The organism is Cobetia sp. 3AK, from assembly GCF_029846335.1.
Lineage (GTDB): Bacteria > Pseudomonadota > Gammaproteobacteria > Pseudomonadales > Halomonadaceae > Cobetia > Cobetia marina.
Genome location: NZ_JARWKR010000007.1, coordinates 1 through 15,914, shown reverse-complemented (window position 1 = coordinate 15,914; position 15,914 = coordinate 1). Strand labels below are relative to the sequence as shown.

Sequence of the window (15,914 nt, the reverse complement as noted above, 5' to 3'; positions counted from 1 at the left end):
TCAGTACTGACCGCGATACGGGGATTCGTGGCCTCCGCCGGCGGTACCGACGGAGGCGAGAGGCGCTAGGCCGCGAGGTTGTTCGCGGTCAGAGCCCCATCTTGAGGCTGGCGACGATGAAGTCATCGAGGTCGCCGTCGAGCACCTTGTCACAGTTGCTCGACTGGACGCTGGTCCGCAGGTCCTTGATGCGCTGGTCATCGAGGACGTAGGAGCGGATCTGGCTGCCCCAGCCGATATCGGACTTGGAGTCCTCGAGTTCCTGCTTGGCGGCGTTGCGCTTCTGCATCTCGGCTTCGTAGATACGCGCCTTCAGCATCTTCATGGCGCGGTCACGGTTGGAGTGCTGGCTACGCTCGGTCTGGCAGGCCGCCACGATGCCTGTCGGCACGTGGGTGATACGTACCGCGGAGTCGGTGGTGTTGACGTGCTGACCACCGGCGCCGGAGGAGCGATAGGTATCGGTGCGCAGGTCGGCCGGATTGATGTCGATCTCGATGTTGTCATCGATTTCCGGCGACACGAACACGGACGCGAACGAGGTGTGACGACGGCCGCCGGAGTCGAAGGGACTCTTGCGGACCAGACGGTGCACGCCAAGCTCGGTGCGCAGCCAACCGAAGGCGTAATCGCCCTCGACGTGGATGGTCGCGGACTTGATGCCGGCGACTTCACCGGCGCTCGCCTCGACGATCTCGGTCTTGAAACCGTGATGCTCGGCCCAGCGCAGGTACATGCGCAGCAACATGTTGCCCCAATCCTGCGCTTCGGTACCGCCGGAGCCTGCCTGGATGTCGAGGTAGGCGTTGTTGGCGTCCATCTCACCCGAGAACATGCGGCGGAACTCGAGCTTCTCGAGACTGGCCTTGAGCTGGTCCAGCTCGCGGACGACTTCGTCCACGGTGCCTTCGTCCTCTTCCTCGACCGCCATTTCCAGCAGGTCGGAGCAGTCGGACAGACCGTTGCTCATGTCGTCGAGGGTCTTGACGACCAGCTCCAGCGACGCACGTTCCTTGCCGAGCTTCTGCGCGTAGTCCGGGTCATTCCAGACATCCGGATTCTCGAGCTCGCGAGTGACTTCCTCTAGCCGATCCTGCTTTTCGGCATAGTCAAAGGTACCCCCTCAGGACTTCTGCCCTTTCGGACAGGTCCTTGATGAGGTTGGTGATCGGATTGATCTCTTGCATGTTCGTCCTGTCTTGAGGCGATGATGCGTGAATGGGTGCGCGGCGATCCTGTCGCAAGCGACGGGTTCCGCCACATGCCACCCGAAGGTGGATGTGCAGATCGACAGCGCGCAAAGCCCGATATTGTAGCCATTTCCCGGCGTGGCGACCATGCCCGGCCCATCATCCGTGGGCAGCTGGCAAGCAATGGCTCTCGGCTGTCAGGCATGCCGCCCCTCAGCGGGCAGGCGGCGAATACGACCAAAGTCATTCAAACGTCCGTCAGCCCCGAATGGCCCGATTTTCCACGCCTTGCATGACGTTTATCGAATGCATGCATAAGCCATCCATTTTTTAACATGGACAGCGGGCAGCAAAAGATTCGATGGTAGAAGGCGACACTCGTATTACCCCTAACAACAATAGCGAGCCTCCCTATCATGGCACGACTGCACTCCCCCTCTCACACCCCGGTGCTCCCCAAACGCTTCGCGCTCAAACGCCTGGCAAGCTCCCTGCTGCTGGCCGGGAGCATCGCCGCTTCCCCGGGCATCATGGCCGACACCCTCAAGCTGGCGATCATGGGGGAACCGGCCTCGCTGGACCCACAGCAGATCTCCGGCACCTGGGAAAATGACGTGGTGGGCGATCTCTTCGAGGGGCTGGTCACCGAAGCCGCCGATGGCGAGCGCATCCCCGGCGCGGCCGAGTCATGGAACATCTCCGAGGACGGCAAGACCTACACCTTCACGCTGCGTCAGGACGGCAAGTGGTCCGACGGCGAGCCGGTGACCGCCGAGGACTTCGTGTTCGCGCTCAAGCGCATCATGACACCCGAGAATGCCTCGGATTACGCCTATATCCTGTATCCGATCAAGAATGCCAAGGCCATCAACAGCGGCGAGGCCGAGCCGGATACCCTCGGCGTGCGAGCCGTGGATGACCACACTCTCGAGATCACCCTCGAGCGCCCGACGCCCTACTTCCTGGACCAGCTCTCGCATTACACCGCCTACCCGCTGCCGAAACATGTGGTGGAGAAGTACGGCAAGGACTGGACCGACCCCGGCAAGATGGTCTCCAACGGCGCCTTCGAGCTGAGCGAGTGGCAGCCGCAGACCCGCATCGTCGCGCTCAAGAATCCTGAATTCCACGATGCCAGGGAGGTCGCGCTGGATGAGGTGATCTACTACCCAATCGAGGAGCGCAACAGCGCCCTGAAGCGCTTCCGCGCCGGCGAGATCGACATCGCACGCGAATTCCCCACCCAGCAATACGGCTGGCTGAAGGACAACCTGCCGGACGCCACCCACGTCGCGCCCTACCTGGGCATCTACTACTACGTGCTCAATTCACGCGACGGCCATGCCACGGCAGACCCGCGGGTGCGCGAGGCGCTCAACCTCTCCATCCGCCGCAGCATCATCACCGACAAGATTCTCGGCACCGGCGAAGTGCCGGCCTACAGCTTCGTGCCCACCGGCGTGAACCACTACGACATCCAGGAGATGCCCTTCAAGGACATGTCGATGGATGAACGCATGCAGAAGGCCAGGTCTCTGATGGAAGACGCCGGCTACGGCCCGGACAACCCGCTGGAGCTGACCCTGCGCTACAACACCAGCGAAGACCACAAGAAGGTGGCCATTGCCGCCGCCGCGATGTGGAAGCCGCTGGGCGTGAAGGTCAATCTGCTGAATGCCGAGGTCGCGGTGCACTACGAGGACATGCGCCAGGGCAAGTTCGATGTCGGTCGCGCCGGCTGGATCGGCGATTACAACGACGCCCAGAACTTCCTCAACCTGCTGGAAACCGGCGTGCCCAACAATTACGGCGCCTATTCCAACAAGGCGCTGGATGACGACATGCAAAAGGCCGCCGATACCCTCGACATGGATGACCGAGAGGCCCTGATGCAGGACGCCGAGCGCAAGGCGCTGGATGACTACGCCGTGTTACCGATCTACTACTACGTGTCACGCAACCTGGTGAATCCCAAGCTCAGCGGCTGGCAGGGCAACATCGAGGATATCCACCGCTCGCGCTGGGTCTCGTTCTCCGAGTGAGGCGAGCCTGCTGAGCCTCTGACCAGGCTCGCCGCTCTCTCGAATGTCATGGGTTCACGCGGCTGTCCACCGGGGCAGCCGCGTGGCATCTGCCAAGGATGGCACCAGAAGATGCCGTCGCGCCCCACGGGCGTGGCAAGGAGTCGACGCATGTCCCCCACTTCCTCGATGCAATGCGCGGCAAGCCTCGGCGCAGGCCTGCTGCTGTCCGTTCTCTCCGTGTCCATGAGCGCTTCCAGCAGCGCCATGGCCGCACAATCCACCAGCTCCACAAGCCCCGCAAGCCCCGCAAGCCAGGACGAACAGATCCTGCGCATCGCCAACGGCGCCGAACCCGGCTCGCTGGACCCGCAACAGACCAGCGGCACCTGGGAGACACGCATCGTGCGTGATCTGTTCGAGCCGCTGATCGCCTACTCCGCCGACGGCGAGCTGATTCCCGGGCTGGCAGAGCGCTGGGAGTCGTCCGCCGATGGACGGATCTGGACCTTCCATCTGCGCGCGGGGCTTGAGTGGTCAGACGGCACGCCGTTGACCGCCGAGGATGCAGTCTTTGCGCTGCGCCGCCTGCTGACACCGGCTACCGCGGCCCACAACGCCACCCTCTACTACCCGATCGTCAATGCCCGCGCGGTGAATACCGGCGCGCTGCCCCCGGATCAGCTCGGCGTGGCCGCGCCCGATGCGCAGACGCTCACCATCACGCTCAGTCATCCGTCGGCAACACTGGCGCAGACGCTGGCGATGAGCGAAGCCGCCCCGCTGCCACGCCATGTCATCGTGGCCAATGGCGCTGACTGGACGCGGCCGGCCAACATGGTCACCTCGGGCGCCTTCGTGCTCAAGGAATGGGCGCCGCAGTCGCATATCACGCTGACACCCAACGCGCGCTATCACGGCGCACAGAACGTCACTCTCGACGAGGTGGTCTACCTGCCCATCGAGGAGAGCCATGCCGCGCTCAATCGCTTCCGTGCGGGTGAAGTCGAGATCGCCTATGGCGTACCCGCCAGCCACTACGCGTGGATTCAGGACAATCTGGCCGAGGCCCTGCACACCTACCCGATCCTCGGCGAGTACTTCTATGTCTTCAATCTGCGCGAGGGCTCGCCCGTGGCGGACCGGCGCATTCGTCGCGCGCTGAATCTGGCCACGCGTCGTGAGGTGATCACCGAGCGCATTCTCGGCATGGGCCAGATCCCCTCCTGGCATTTCGTGCCCGAGGCGTTGAGTGAACATCAGGGCGCGCGCTTCGACTTCGCTGACTGGTCGATGGACCGGCGCATGGCAAAGGCCCGCGAGCTGATGGCAGACGCGGGCTACGGGCCAGACCACCCGCTTGAGCTGACCCTGCGCTACAACACCCTGGAAGACCACAAGAAGATCGCCGTGGCGCTCGGAGCGATGTGGAAGCCGCTGGGCGTGCACGTGACGCTGACCAATACCGAGGCCGCGGTGCATTACCGGGATCTGGCGCTGGGCGATTTCGAGGTCGGCCGTTACGGCATGATCGCGACCATCGCCGATGCCTACGACTTCCTGAACGCCTTCAGCAGCGACAACACCTCCAACGCACCCGGGCTCAGCTCACCGGCCTACGATGCGCTGATCGAGGCGGCGGCGCGCGAGGGCGATGACGATGCTCGCCGGCAACAACTGCACGATGCCGAGCAGTATCTGCTCGACCACGATGTGGTGCTGCCGCTCTACGACTATGTCACCTCCAGCCTTGTCGACCCCGCCATCAGTGGCTGGGCGCCCAATGCGCTGGACGTGCACCCGAGTCGCTATCTGCATATCGACACCTCGCACTGACCGATGACAGCCACCCATAACAACGACACACCCGGGCAGCGGCCCGAACGGAGCACTGGATGCTGAGCTACACCCTCAAACGGTTGCTGCAGGCGATTCCCACCCTGCTGATCGTGATCACCCTGTCGTTCTTCCTGATGCGGGTCGCCCCGGGCGGCCCCTTCGATGGCGAACGCCGCCTGCCGCCGGAAATCGAGCAAAACCTGCGCGCGGCCTATCACCTGGATGAACCGCTGCCGATGCAGTACATCCGCTATCTGGGTGATCTGGTACAGGGCGATCTCGGCCCGTCCTTCAAGTACAAGGACTTCGACGTCAGCGAGCTGATCAGCCAGGGCTTCCCGGCCAGTCTGGAGCTGGGCATGTGGGCGATTCTGGCCGCGCTGCTGATCGGGGTGCCGCTGGGGGTGATCGCGGCCATCCGGCGCAATTCGACGGCAGATTACGTGGTGATGAGTACTGCGCTGGCGGGGATCGCGGTGCCCAACTTCGTGATCGCCCCGCTGCTGGCGCTGGTATTCGGCGTGCTGCTCGGCTGGTTGCCGGCCGGCGGTTGGAACGGTGGCGCCTGGCAGAACCTGCTGCTGCCGGTGGTGGCACTCTCCATCCAGCAGATCGCCTACATCGCCCGCATGATGCGCGCCAGCATGATCGAGGTACTGGGCAGTCACTACATCCGCACCGCCCGCGCCAAGGGGCTGAGCGAGTGGAAGGTGATTCTGCGCCATGCCTTGCGACCGGCGATGCTGCCGGTGGTCTCCTACCTCGGCCCGGCCATCGCCGGGATCATCACCGGCTCGGTGGTGATCGAGCAGATATTCGGCATTCCCGGCATCGGGCGCTATTTCGTGCAGGGTGCGCTCAATCGTGACTACACCCTGGTGATGGGCACGGTGGTCTTCTATGGCGCCTTGATCCTGCTGCTCAACCTGATCGTCGATCTGCTCTACAGCATGCTCGACCCGCAGATCCGCTACGACGACTGACCCGAGGCCCTGACATGTCACAGACAACTCCCGCCCCCCACGGCACCGGCGCTGCCAGTGCCTTCGACGGCCAGCCCCCTGCGGCACCGGCAGGCGACAGCCTGACCCGCGATGCCTGGCGTCGTCTCAAGCAGAACCGCGCCGCCATGTGCAGTCTGGTGGTGATGACCCTCGTCGTGCTGGCCTGCCTGATCGGCCCATGGCTGACGCCCTTCGAACTCGACGAGGTCGACTGGAACGCCATCGGCACCGGCCCGGACCTGGCCTCCGGCCACATCTTCGGCACCGACGTCAACGGGCGTGATCTGCTGACCCGTACCCTGCATGGCGGTCAGATCTCGCTGTCGGTGGCGCTGGTCGCCACCTTCGTCAGTCTGGTGATCGGCGTGCTCTACGGCGCTGTCTCCGGCTACTTCGGCGGACGCACCGACAACCTGATGATGCGCTTCGTCGACATCATGTATTCGCTGCCGTTCATGTTCCTGGTGATCCTGCTGATGGTGGTGTTCGGTCGCAACATCTTCCTGATCTACGCCGCCATCGGTGCGGTGGAGTGGCTGGACATGTCGCGCATCGTGCGCGGCCAGGTGCTGGCACTCAAGAAGCGCGAATTCGTCGAGGCGGCGCATGCACTCGGCGTGCGTGATCTGCAGGTCGTGACGCGTCACCTGATTCCGAACGCGCTGGGCCCGGTGATCGTCTACGTCACGCTGACGGTGCCCAAGGTCATCCTGCTGGAGAGCTTCCTGTCATTCCTCGGGCTTGGCGTGCAGGAACCGCTGACCTCCTGGGGCGTGTTGATCTCCGAAGGCAAGGACATGATGGAGACCGCGCCCTGGATGCTGCTGGTGCCCTCGGCCTTCCTCGCCGCGACCCTGTTCTGCCTCAACTTCCTCGGCGATGGCCTGCGTGACGCCCTCGACCCCAAGACTCGCTGAACCGGAGCGCTGATCATGACCTCTTCACCTTCACCCTCCGGCACCGCCTCCAGCCTGCCGCCAGCGCGCAACGCCGCCGACCAGGCTCGCGCCGACACCCTGACTCGCCTGGGACTGGCGGCCGAGGCGCCGGGCACACCGCCGCTGATGGAAGTCGATGACCTCAAGGTCGACTTCCAGCTCCCGGATGGCGCGGTACCCGCCGTCAAGGGCGTCAGCTTCACCCTCAACAAGGGCGAGACGCTGGCGCTGGTCGGCGAGTCCGGCTCCGGCAAGTCGGTGACCTCGACCGCCATCCTGCGCCTGCTGCCGGAACTCGCCGAGATCAAGGGCGCCATCCGCCTGCGCGGCGAAGACCTGCTGAGTGCCTCGACGCGGCGCATGCGCGAGCTGCGCGGCAACCGCATCGCCACCGTCTTCCAGGAGCCGATGACCTCGCTCAACCCGCTGCATCGCATCGGGCGCCAGATCATCGAGGTACTGGCACTGCATCGTGACCTCAAGGGCCGCGCGGCTCGTCACAAGGCGCTGGAACTGCTGGAGCAGGTCGGCATCCCGGAGCCGGCGCGGCGTATCGACAGCTATCCCCATGAGCTGTCCGGTGGCCAGCGTCAGCGCGTGATGATCGCCATCGCGCTGGCCTGCGAGCCGGACCTGCTGATCGCCGATGAGCCGACCACCGCGCTGGACGTCACGGTGCAGGCGCAGATCCTGCGGCTTCTCAAGTCGCTGCAGCAACGCTACGGCATGGCGATCCTGTTCATCACCCACGACCTGAGCATCGTGCGCCACTTCGCGGACCGCGTCTGCGTGATGCGCCACGGCGAGCTTCTGGAGACCGGCACCACCCACGAGGTCTTCGACAACCCGCAGCACGCCTACACCCGCATGCTGATCGATGCCGAACCGGCCGGCGAGAAGGCCGCGGTGGCGGCGGATGCGCCGGTGCTGCTCTCGGCACGCGATGTGCGCGTCAGCTTCACCATCAAGCGGCCGCTGTTCGGCCCCAAGGTCGCCTTCGAGGCCGTGCGCGGCATCGATCTCGAGGTCCGACGCGGCCAGACCATCGGCATCGTCGGCGAGTCCGGTTCCGGCAAGTCCACGCTGGGTCGTGCCCTGCTGCGCCTGCTCAAGAGCCAGGGCAACATCGACTTCGATGGCGTGGACATCGCCGCGCTGGACAAGTCCGGCATGCGACCGCTGCGCTCGCGCATGCAGGTCGTCTTCCAGGACCCCTTCGGCTCCCTGTCGCCGCGCCTGACCGTGGGCGAGATCATCAGCGAAGGCCTGCGCGTGCATCATCCAGAGCTCAATCGCGCCCAACGCGACGCACAGGTCTGTGAGGCACTCTGTGAGGTCAGCCTCGACCCCGGCATGCGCAATCGCTATCCGCATGAATTCTCCGGCGGCCAGCGCCAGCGTATCGCCATCGCTCGCGCCCTGGTGCTCAAGCCGGAATTCCTGCTGCTGGATGAGCCGACCTCGGCGCTGGATCGCTCGGTACAGGTCACGGTGATCGACCTGCTGCGCGACCTGCAGGCGCGTCATGGCCTGACGTACCTGTTCATCAGCCATGACCTGGCGGTCGTGCGTGCACTGTCAGACCACCTCATCGTGATGAAGGAAGGCGAGGTGGTGGAAAGCGGCAGTACCCACGCCATCTTCGAGGCGCCCCGTGAGCGTTACACCCGTGAATTGATGCAGGCTGCCTTCGCCCCGGACCTGGGCCAGGCGCACCACTGACACCCTGAACACGACGACATGCCTGATGGGCGCTTCGGCGCCCATCAAGACCCCGCTTTGCCTGAGAAAAGGCTCAGGCAAGGACAGCCGAGTCGGTCACGCGAATCGACATTGGCTGCCAACCGGGTGCGTGCACCCGACCGAGGCCGGAGCAGGATGCTCCGGCATTCCCCACACCGATGGAAAGACATGCACAGGATGACGATGCAACCTACAACAACAGCCAGCATCCCCCTTCTCACTCACCCTCGTCTGCGTCACGCGATTGGCGCAGCCCTGCTCGGCACGGGACTGCTGAGCATGAGCCCCATGGCTCAGGCCATCGAGGTCTACAAGACGGATACCGACCGCGTCGAGTTCAGTGGCCGCCTGGCGGCGTTTGCCGTGATCCAGGATGGCGCACACGATGAGATCTACAACGGTGGCTCGCGGATTCGCCTGATCCACGAGCATCAGTTCCAGCAAGGCTGGAGCTCGATCATCCGGGCCGAATGGGGCTTCGACCCCTGGTTCAAGGATGGCACCGATGCTCACTACAAGCGCATGCTCTACGCTGGGGCGGCACACGAGAAATGGGGCAGCTTCACGGTCGGCAAGCAGTATGGCCCCTGGTACGACATGGTGGCCGTCAACACCGACTGGTTCTGGATCAATGGTGGCGAGGCGTCCGGTACCTTCGAAGGCCGCAGCGGAGATGGTGGTCTGCATGGCACGGGACGCCCGGACAACTCGCTGTACTGGAAGAAGGGTTTCGGAGAGTTCACCGTCGGCCTGCTCTACCAGCTCAGTCATGATGGCCAGCACAGCAACGAGACCTCGCTCTTCGAGGACGGCGTCTTCACCACCGAGACCGAGTACTCAGGCTATGAGCGCGACTACAGCTATGAAGCCGCGCTCAACTGGCATCCGAACGAGGACGTCACGGTGGGCGGGGTCTTCCACCATACGGAGCTGAGCGACTACGAGAGCGGCAACAGCGAGAACGGCGATGTCGATGCCTGGTTGCTCGGCGGTCACTGGTCGCCGGGCAACTGGTACATCGCGCTCGTCGGCGGGGAATATCGCAACCACATCGCCGGCAGCACTCTGGACTCCTCGGAAGCCTTCGTCGACAAGGCGCGCGGCGCGGAATTCGTGGTCAACTACAAGTTCAAGGAGGTCATCTGGGGCGATGACAGCGTCGAGCTCTATGGCGGCCTGAACCACCTGGAAGACACCGACAGCGAAGCCCGCTACGCCTATCAGATCCTGGGCGCGGCCTGGCGAGTCAAGGACCTGACGCTGGCCACCGAGTACCGCTTCGACAACAGCCGCCAGTCAGACGGCAGCGAGTACAGCGCTGACCGGGACCAGCTGATGTTCCTGGCACGCTACGACTTCTGATCGTCATGTCAGGCGCTGGTGACGGACCGCCGATGCTCGCGCTGAGGCGATGGTCCCGCCCCTGCCGGATGGCCTCCGGCAGGGGCAACAAAAAACGCCCGGTCATGTGACCGGGCGTTTCTGTATTGGTTGTCCTGAGATCCGCTCAGCGTTTCAGCCGCTTACGTACTCAGAAGCGATAGGTCGCGCCGAGACCGAAGCCATGCGCTTCATTCTCGTAATCAGCTTCATAGGTCCCACGGTTGGGCTCGCTCAGGCTGACGGTGGCCGTCTCTTCCCACAGGTAGGTGTAGGCCATGTCGATGGTCAGCTCCGGCATCGGCGTCCAGCCGGCCCCCAGCGAGAAGATGGTGCGGTCCCCGGACGGGATACGCGCGCTGCGATGCTCGTCCACGGTCGGGCTGTCATCGAAGGCCATGCCGGTACGCAGCACCCACTGCGGATTGAGCTGATAGCTCAGACCGACCGCATACTGCCAGCTGTCCTCGTAGCCCTGCTCCTCGACGATGTCGTTCATGTTGTCGACTTCCACCGCGATCTCGTCGAAGCGGCTCCAGTGCACCCAGGTCACGCCCGCCATCAGCGTCCAGCGATCATCCAGCTTGTGCGTCACGGAGAAGTCGATGCTTTCCGGCAAGGTCACGTCCAGCGACGCATCCTGCTCGGTATTCGCGAAGCCCGTGCCAGTGAAGACATTGTTGTACTTGGCCTCGCCTTCCAGGCTGTAGTCGACCTTGGAGCGATAGGACAGACCGAGACGGGTACTTTCCACCGGCTGGAAGATGACCCCGACGTTGTAGCCCCAGGCGGCATCGTCGCCCTTGATCTTGACCTTGCCATCCCCTGCGCCGACATCGACAGTATTCGACGTCAGCTCACCCTTGATGCTGTTGTAGGTCACACCGGCGCCGATGGCCCACTTGTCATTGATGCGGTAGGAGATGGTCGGCTGGGCGGTGACCACCTCGACTTCACTGTAATTGGCGAAATAACGGCCACGGAAATCAGAGCCATAATCGGTGATCACACCAAAGGGCGCATAGACCCCGAAGCCCAGCGCGACCTGATCGTTCATCGGTTGCACATAATAGAAGGAAGGCACTGCCGCCCCCGGCACCATGTCGCCGTCATCTCCGCCAGAGACTGGCCGACCGAGTGCATCATTCGCGCTGGCGACATCGATATCGGTATTGACGTCCAGATAGGTCACCCCACCGGTGATCTGGGCGCGATCCAGGAAGGACATGCCAGCCGGGTTGCCGAAGACGGTGGAAGCATCGTTGGCATTCGAGGCGCGCCCGGCGAAGGACGTCCCCTGAGTGCTGACGCTCTGCTCGTTGAGCTGGAAGGCCCCCGCGTGAACGCCACCGGCATAAGCCGTGGCAGCCGCTGCCAGCGCGACCCCGAGGGTGAGTTTGTTCATCTTGTTTTTCATTATGGATGGCGTCCCATTGCAGATGGCTTGGAGAGCTGCATGTTGTTGTTATCGTTCGTTGATGCATAGCCCTGACACCTACGTTTTGGGCGAGTCGCCCGCTCAAGTCAAGGGCGAACGTTTGTTTGAATAGGGAGATTTCTAGTATTTGGGGAACTTTCATTCATGTCTGCACTGTCATCGTGTTGCTAACCCCATGTCCTGGCGATCATTTAGCGTCTGTTCGCCAGCGTTTAAAACATGGCGGGGCTCTCGCCTTCCTCTCTAGCCTATTGGTCGAACATCAGGTTTTTCGTATGTAGTGGGTCGCTTGACCTATGTCCTGCACATAGGTCTTACACTGAGGATCATTCACGGAACATTGGCTGCCGACAGACCTTCAGGGCAGCCGAATGCTCTCTCCGCCACTCTTGATCACGAGGAGATGATGCAATGAAAGTCGCTGAACTGGCCCGCGAAGGAAACGTCACCGCCGAAACCGTTCGCCATTACACGCGCCAGGGGCTGATCACGGCCCGACGTGATCCCGTCAACAACTACCAGCGCTTCGATGAGCAGGCGCTGGTACGCCTCAAGTTCATCAGTCAGGCACGCCAGCTGGGCTTCAGCCTTGCCGATATCAAGCAGATTCTGCAGCAGGCTGACCAGCATGACTCCCCCTGCCCCATGGTGAGAGACCTGCTCAAGGAACATCTGCCCCGAGTGCGTGAGCGCATCCGCGAGCTGGAAGCCCTGGCAGAGCGCATGGAGCATGCCATGGAGAGCTGGCAGGACATGCCGGACGGCGTGCCGGATGGCAACAGCGTGTGCTGCCTGATCGAGGGGCAATCGTTCCCGCCCCCCTCAGAAGAGAACGGAACGTACACCCCTGACACCGGGAGGACCTCATGAGCCACGACCCCATTGCCACGATCAGCGTGATGAACACTGACGGCATCAGCTGCCAGGGGTGTGTCACCAGGATTCGCAAGGCCTTGCTGGCACAGGATGATCAGGCCGAACTGGTCGGCGCTCCCCAGGCCCAGCTGCTGCTGGTACACACGAGGCTGGGTGAGGAAGGAGTGGCGAAGGTGGCGCAGGACAGCGGCTATCCGCTCACCCCGGCAGCACCGGCCACCCCTGCGAACCTCGAGATCAACGTCTACGGCATGCACTGCCAGAAATGCGTCGCCAAGCTGCGCAATGCCATTCAGCACTGGGATTCGTCCGCGACCGTCAGCGGTACGCCGGCAGACAACGTCCTGCAGGTCTCCAGCTGGCTGCCGGAAGCCTTGCTTGAACGTCTTGTCGTCGAGGCGGGCTATGCATTGGAACCTCCTGCCGAGGGCGACACATCAGCGGATCTCACTGAGTCCGACGACACCACGGAGGATCACGCAACGGCGGCTCCATCGGCAGCAGAACCCTCTCCGGCCAGCCCGACGGATAGCGGAAGTCTTGAGCTCTCGCTGTCCGGCATTACCTGCGCCAGCTGTGTCGCCACTATCCAGAAGACACTGGATGGCCTGGATGGCGTGGAACATGCCGAGGTCAACTTCGCTTCGCGCACGGCACAGGTCAAAAGCCAGCTTGCGACCACCGAGATCATCGCGGCCATCGAAGACGTGGGATATGGGGCAAGCGTGGTGAAAGACCCGGGCGCCAATGACGCGCAACAGCAGGAAGAGGCTGACCAGGAATATCGCTCTCGCATCCGTGACAGCGCGCTGTCACTGGGCATCGGTATCCCGCTGATGATCAGCATGTTCTTCCATCATCCCGGCTTCGAAGGTCTCGAACGTGGAGTGTGGCTGGCCATCGGGGTCGCGGTGCTGGGTGTGCTCGCCACCGCAGGACGCAGCTTCTTCACCAGCGCCTGGAAGGCCTTCACCCATCATCAGGCCAACATGGACACGCTGGTGGCACTCGGTACCGGGGCGGCATGGCTCTATTCCATGGGCGTGCTGATCTTCCCCGAGACGGTGCCTCAGGCGGCTCGTGGCCTCTACTTCGAAGCCTCGACCATGATCATCGGCCTGATCAGTCTTGGTCAGGCACTGGAGGTCAGAGCCCGCGGGCGTACACAGAAAGCACTGCGCACGCTGCTGGATCTGCAGACCCGTACCGCTCGGGTCATTCGCGAGGGCGAAGAGCGCGAGATCGATGTCAACGACGTACGCAGCGGTGACCACGTGCGCATTCGCCCCGGTGAGCGCATCCCGGTGGATGGCAAGGTGATCGAAGGACAGAGCCACATCGATGAATCGATGTTGAGCGGTGAGCCACTGGCTGTCTCACGTGGTGTCGGCGATGACGTGGCTGCCGGCACGCTCAACACGCGTGGCAGTCTGGTCTTCGAGGTCGAGCGCATCGGCAGCGAGACACGCCTGGGCCGCATCATCAGTCAGGTGCGTCAGGCGCAGAACTCGCGCCCCCCGATCGGACGGCTGGCCGATACCATCTCCGGCGTATTCGTGCCCAGCGTGATGATCATCGCCATCGTCGCGGCGCTTCTCTGGTTCAACGTCGGGCCCGCCCCGACTGGCGTGCATATGCTGGTGGTCGCGACGGCGGTTCTCGTCATCGCCTGCCCCTGTGCACTGGGTCTGGCGACGCCGATCTCGACCATGATCGGGGTCGGCAAGGCAGCGGAACATGGCGTGCTGGTACGCAGCGGTGAGTCACTGCAGACCGCCAGTCGCTTGACCGCACTCGTGGTCGACAAGACCGGTACCCTGACGCGCGGCAAGCCGGAAGTCACTGAAACGCATCGGGTCTCGGGGGAAAGCGAGCAGGAGGTGCTGGATGCCGCCCATGCCCTGGAGCGGGGCTCCGAGCACCCCCTGGCCACCGCGCTGCTGGCACATATCGAAGCACAGCGTCCCGAGGCCTCGCGCAGCAAGGCCTTCAATGACTACCAGACCATCAGCGGGCGCGGCATTCAGGCTCAGGACGATGCAGGCCGCACCTGGCGCATGGGCAACGCTGCCATGCTGGAGGATGCAGGTATCAGCCTTGCACCGCTGAGTGAGCAGATCACGTCGCTGGAAGACAATGCCCGCACCGTGATCCTGATGGCACGTGACAATGCATTGATCGCCGTCTTCGGGCTGGCCGACCCGCTGCGTGACGATAGCCGCGACGCCATCGCTCGCCTGCATGCCGTTGGCCTCAAGGTGATCATGCTGACCGGTGACAATCAGCACACGGCCGCTGCCGTGGCCCGTGAGACCGGGATCGATGACTATCGTGCCGGCGTCTCACCGGATGACAAGCACGATGAGATCGCCCGCCTCCAACAGGAAGGCCATGTGGTGGGAATGGTCGGCGACGGCATCAATGATGCGCCGGCGCTGGCGCTGGCCGATGTCGGCTTCGCGATGGGTGAAGGTACTGATGTCGCCATCGAGACGGCCGGCATCACGCTGATGCAGCCCTCCCTGGCAGGGGTCGCGGACGCGATCGCGATCAGCCAGGCCACGCTGCGCAACATCAAGCAGAACCTGGTGGGTGCCTTCGGCTACAACCTGATCGGCATTCCGATTGCGGCAGGCATTCTCTATCCCTTCACCGGCATGCTGTTGTCGCCGGTGATCGCCGGGCTGGCCATGTCACTGTCTTCCGTGACGGTCGTGACGAACGCCAACCGCCTGCGGGGGTTCACTCCCCCGGGGGCAGCTCGGTCACGTACGGACAGCACAGGAAATTCTTCCACCATGCCACAAGGAGAGTCAGCATGATCTGCATACTCGTCAATCTGATAGGGCTTGGCCTGATCGCTGCCATCGTCTGGTGGTTCTGGCTGGCCAGGTCATGAACCACGGCTCTGCCACCGATCCGTAGCATCTTCATTTGATCAGTGAAGGCAACTCAAGACGCCCTGCCACGCACTGTGTGGCAGGGCGTCTTCGCGTCAGCCTCTAGCGGGTCCGATGTCCGCCAAGACCCTGCCGCTCTTCCGGGACAGCGCCATGTATCAGCGACAGTTGCCCCGTAAGTCGGGACGCTCTCGCGCCGCCAGAGGGTGTGGACAACTTGTCTTCCTGGTTGGCGCCCACCTGTCCACAACCGCTCTCCCCGCGGTTCTGCATAACGTTGCGTCACTACCTCGACGAAGCGCCCTCCCGCTTTACCGTACTCTGCCCACCTCGATGCCCCAACGCAGACCGCCCCTGCAGCGGGGCTACAGGGGCGGTTTGGTACAAGTGCCTGACGAGCCTTGCATGACGGTCGTGGGGCGGCCACCCGCGATTCTTACAGGGAGAAACACCGTCCAGGCAGAGCTATCTCCTATCTCGCCCTTCTCACTCGCCCTTCTCACTCGCCCTTCTCACGCAGCGCGTGTACCTCTCCGAGCACGACTTTTTCCGCGCACAAAGAGAACCGCCCCTGCAGCTGGGCTG

10 protein-coding genes are annotated in these 15,914 nt (G+C 63.4%); 8 read left to right on the top strand and 2 right to left on the bottom strand.

What is annotated here, in order from left to right; all coding sequences use genetic code 11:
- Nucleotides 1–88 precede the first annotated feature (88 nt).
- Nucleotides 89–1,187, bottom strand: a protein-coding gene (gene prfB, locus QD228_RS11380) for a peptide chain release factor 2 (RefSeq protein ID WP_107335890.1) whose coding sequence is annotated in 2 segments (ribosomal slippage) — nucleotides 89–1,111 and nucleotides 1,113–1,187 — 1,098 coding nt in all. Because the reading frame shifts where the segments join, the coding sequence is not laid out codon by codon here.
- 419 nt (nucleotides 1,188–1,606) lie between these two features.
- On the opposite strand from prfB, the gene QD228_RS11375 reads away from it, so the two are divergent.
- The 6 genes from QD228_RS11375 (at nucleotide 1,607) to QD228_RS11350 (ending at nucleotide 10,097) form a co-directional block, all read left to right on the top strand.
- Complete coding sequence (locus QD228_RS11375) at nucleotides 1,607–3,232, top strand: peptide ABC transporter substrate-binding protein (RefSeq protein ID WP_279875614.1); 1,626 nt, start codon at nucleotides 1,607–1,609, stop codon at nucleotides 3,230–3,232.
- A 150-nt stretch (nucleotides 3,233–3,382) separates the two neighbouring features.
- Nucleotides 3,383–5,047, top strand: a complete 1,665-nt coding sequence (locus tag QD228_RS11370) for a peptide ABC transporter substrate-binding protein (RefSeq protein WP_279875612.1) — start codon at nucleotides 3,383–3,385, stop codon at nucleotides 5,045–5,047.
- A 59-nt stretch (nucleotides 5,048–5,106) separates the two neighbouring features.
- Nucleotides 5,107–6,033, top strand: a complete 927-nt coding sequence (oppB, locus tag QD228_RS11365; protein WP_077377715.1) for an oligopeptide ABC transporter permease OppB — start codon at nucleotides 5,107–5,109, stop codon at nucleotides 6,031–6,033.
- Nucleotides 6,034–6,047: 14 nt separating this feature from the next.
- Nucleotides 6,048–6,971, top strand: coding sequence for an ABC transporter permease subunit (locus QD228_RS11360; protein ID WP_084207794.1), 924 nt, complete (start codon nucleotides 6,048–6,050; stop codon nucleotides 6,969–6,971).
- A 147-nt stretch (nucleotides 6,972–7,118) separates the two neighbouring features.
- A complete protein-coding gene (locus tag QD228_RS11355; protein WP_218015172.1) occupies nucleotides 7,119–8,714 on the top strand; it encodes an ABC transporter ATP-binding protein in 1,596 nt (531 codons plus the stop codon).
- 300 nt (nucleotides 8,715–9,014) lie between these two features.
- Nucleotides 9,015–10,097 carry a porin gene (locus QD228_RS11350; RefSeq protein ID WP_169477284.1) on the top strand — a complete coding sequence of 361 codons (1,083 nt, stop codon included), beginning with the start codon at nucleotides 9,015–9,017 and terminating at the stop codon, nucleotides 10,095–10,097.
- A gap of 169 nt (nucleotides 10,098–10,266) precedes the next feature.
- Here the strand turns inward: QD228_RS11350 and QD228_RS11345 are convergent, their stop codons facing one another.
- Nucleotides 10,267–11,520, bottom strand: a complete 1,254-nt coding sequence (locus QD228_RS11345; RefSeq protein ID WP_240499638.1) for an outer membrane protein transport protein — start codon at nucleotides 11,518–11,520, stop codon at nucleotides 10,267–10,269.
- A gap of 444 nt (nucleotides 11,521–11,964) precedes the next feature.
- On the opposite strand from QD228_RS11345, the gene QD228_RS11340 reads away from it, so the two are divergent.
- Entirely contained in the window at nucleotides 11,965–12,423 is a 459-nt protein-coding gene (locus QD228_RS11340) for a MerR family DNA-binding protein (protein ID WP_077377703.1), read from the top strand.
- On the top strand, nucleotides 12,420–15,251 hold the full coding sequence (locus QD228_RS11335) for a heavy metal translocating P-type ATPase (protein ID WP_279875609.1): 2,832 nt from the start codon (nucleotides 12,420–12,422) through the stop codon (nucleotides 15,249–15,251). The genes QD228_RS11340 and QD228_RS11335 overlap by 4 nt, the downstream gene beginning before the upstream one ends.
- Nucleotides 15,252–15,914 lie beyond the last annotated feature (663 nt).

Bases quoted from the DNA above. Each gene is read 5' to 3' on its own strand.
- QD228_RS11375 (WP_279875614.1), top strand. From the start codon at position 1,607: ATGGCACGACTGCACTCCCCCTCTCACACCCCGGTGCTCCCCAAACGC.
- QD228_RS11370 (WP_279875612.1), top strand. From the start codon at position 3,383: ATGTCCCCCACTTCCTCGATGCAATGCGCGGCAAGCCTCGGCGCAGGC.
- oppB (WP_077377715.1), top strand. From the start codon at position 5,107: ATGCTGAGCTACACCCTCAAACGGTTGCTGCAGGCGATTCCCACCCTG.
- QD228_RS11360 (WP_084207794.1), top strand. From the start codon at position 6,048: ATGTCACAGACAACTCCCGCCCCCCACGGCACCGGCGCTGCCAGTGCC.
- QD228_RS11355 (WP_218015172.1), top strand. From the start codon at position 7,119: ATGGAAGTCGATGACCTCAAGGTCGACTTCCAGCTCCCGGATGGCGCG.
- QD228_RS11350 (WP_169477284.1), top strand. From the start codon at position 9,015: ATGAGCCCCATGGCTCAGGCCATCGAGGTCTACAAGACGGATACCGAC.
- QD228_RS11345 (WP_240499638.1), bottom strand. From the start codon at position 11,520: ATGAACAAACTCACCCTCGGGGTCGCGCTGGCAGCGGCTGCCACGGCT.
- QD228_RS11340 (WP_077377703.1), top strand. From the start codon at position 11,965: ATGAAAGTCGCTGAACTGGCCCGCGAAGGAAACGTCACCGCCGAAACC.
- QD228_RS11335 (WP_279875609.1), top strand. From the start codon at position 12,420: ATGAGCCACGACCCCATTGCCACGATCAGCGTGATGAACACTGACGGC.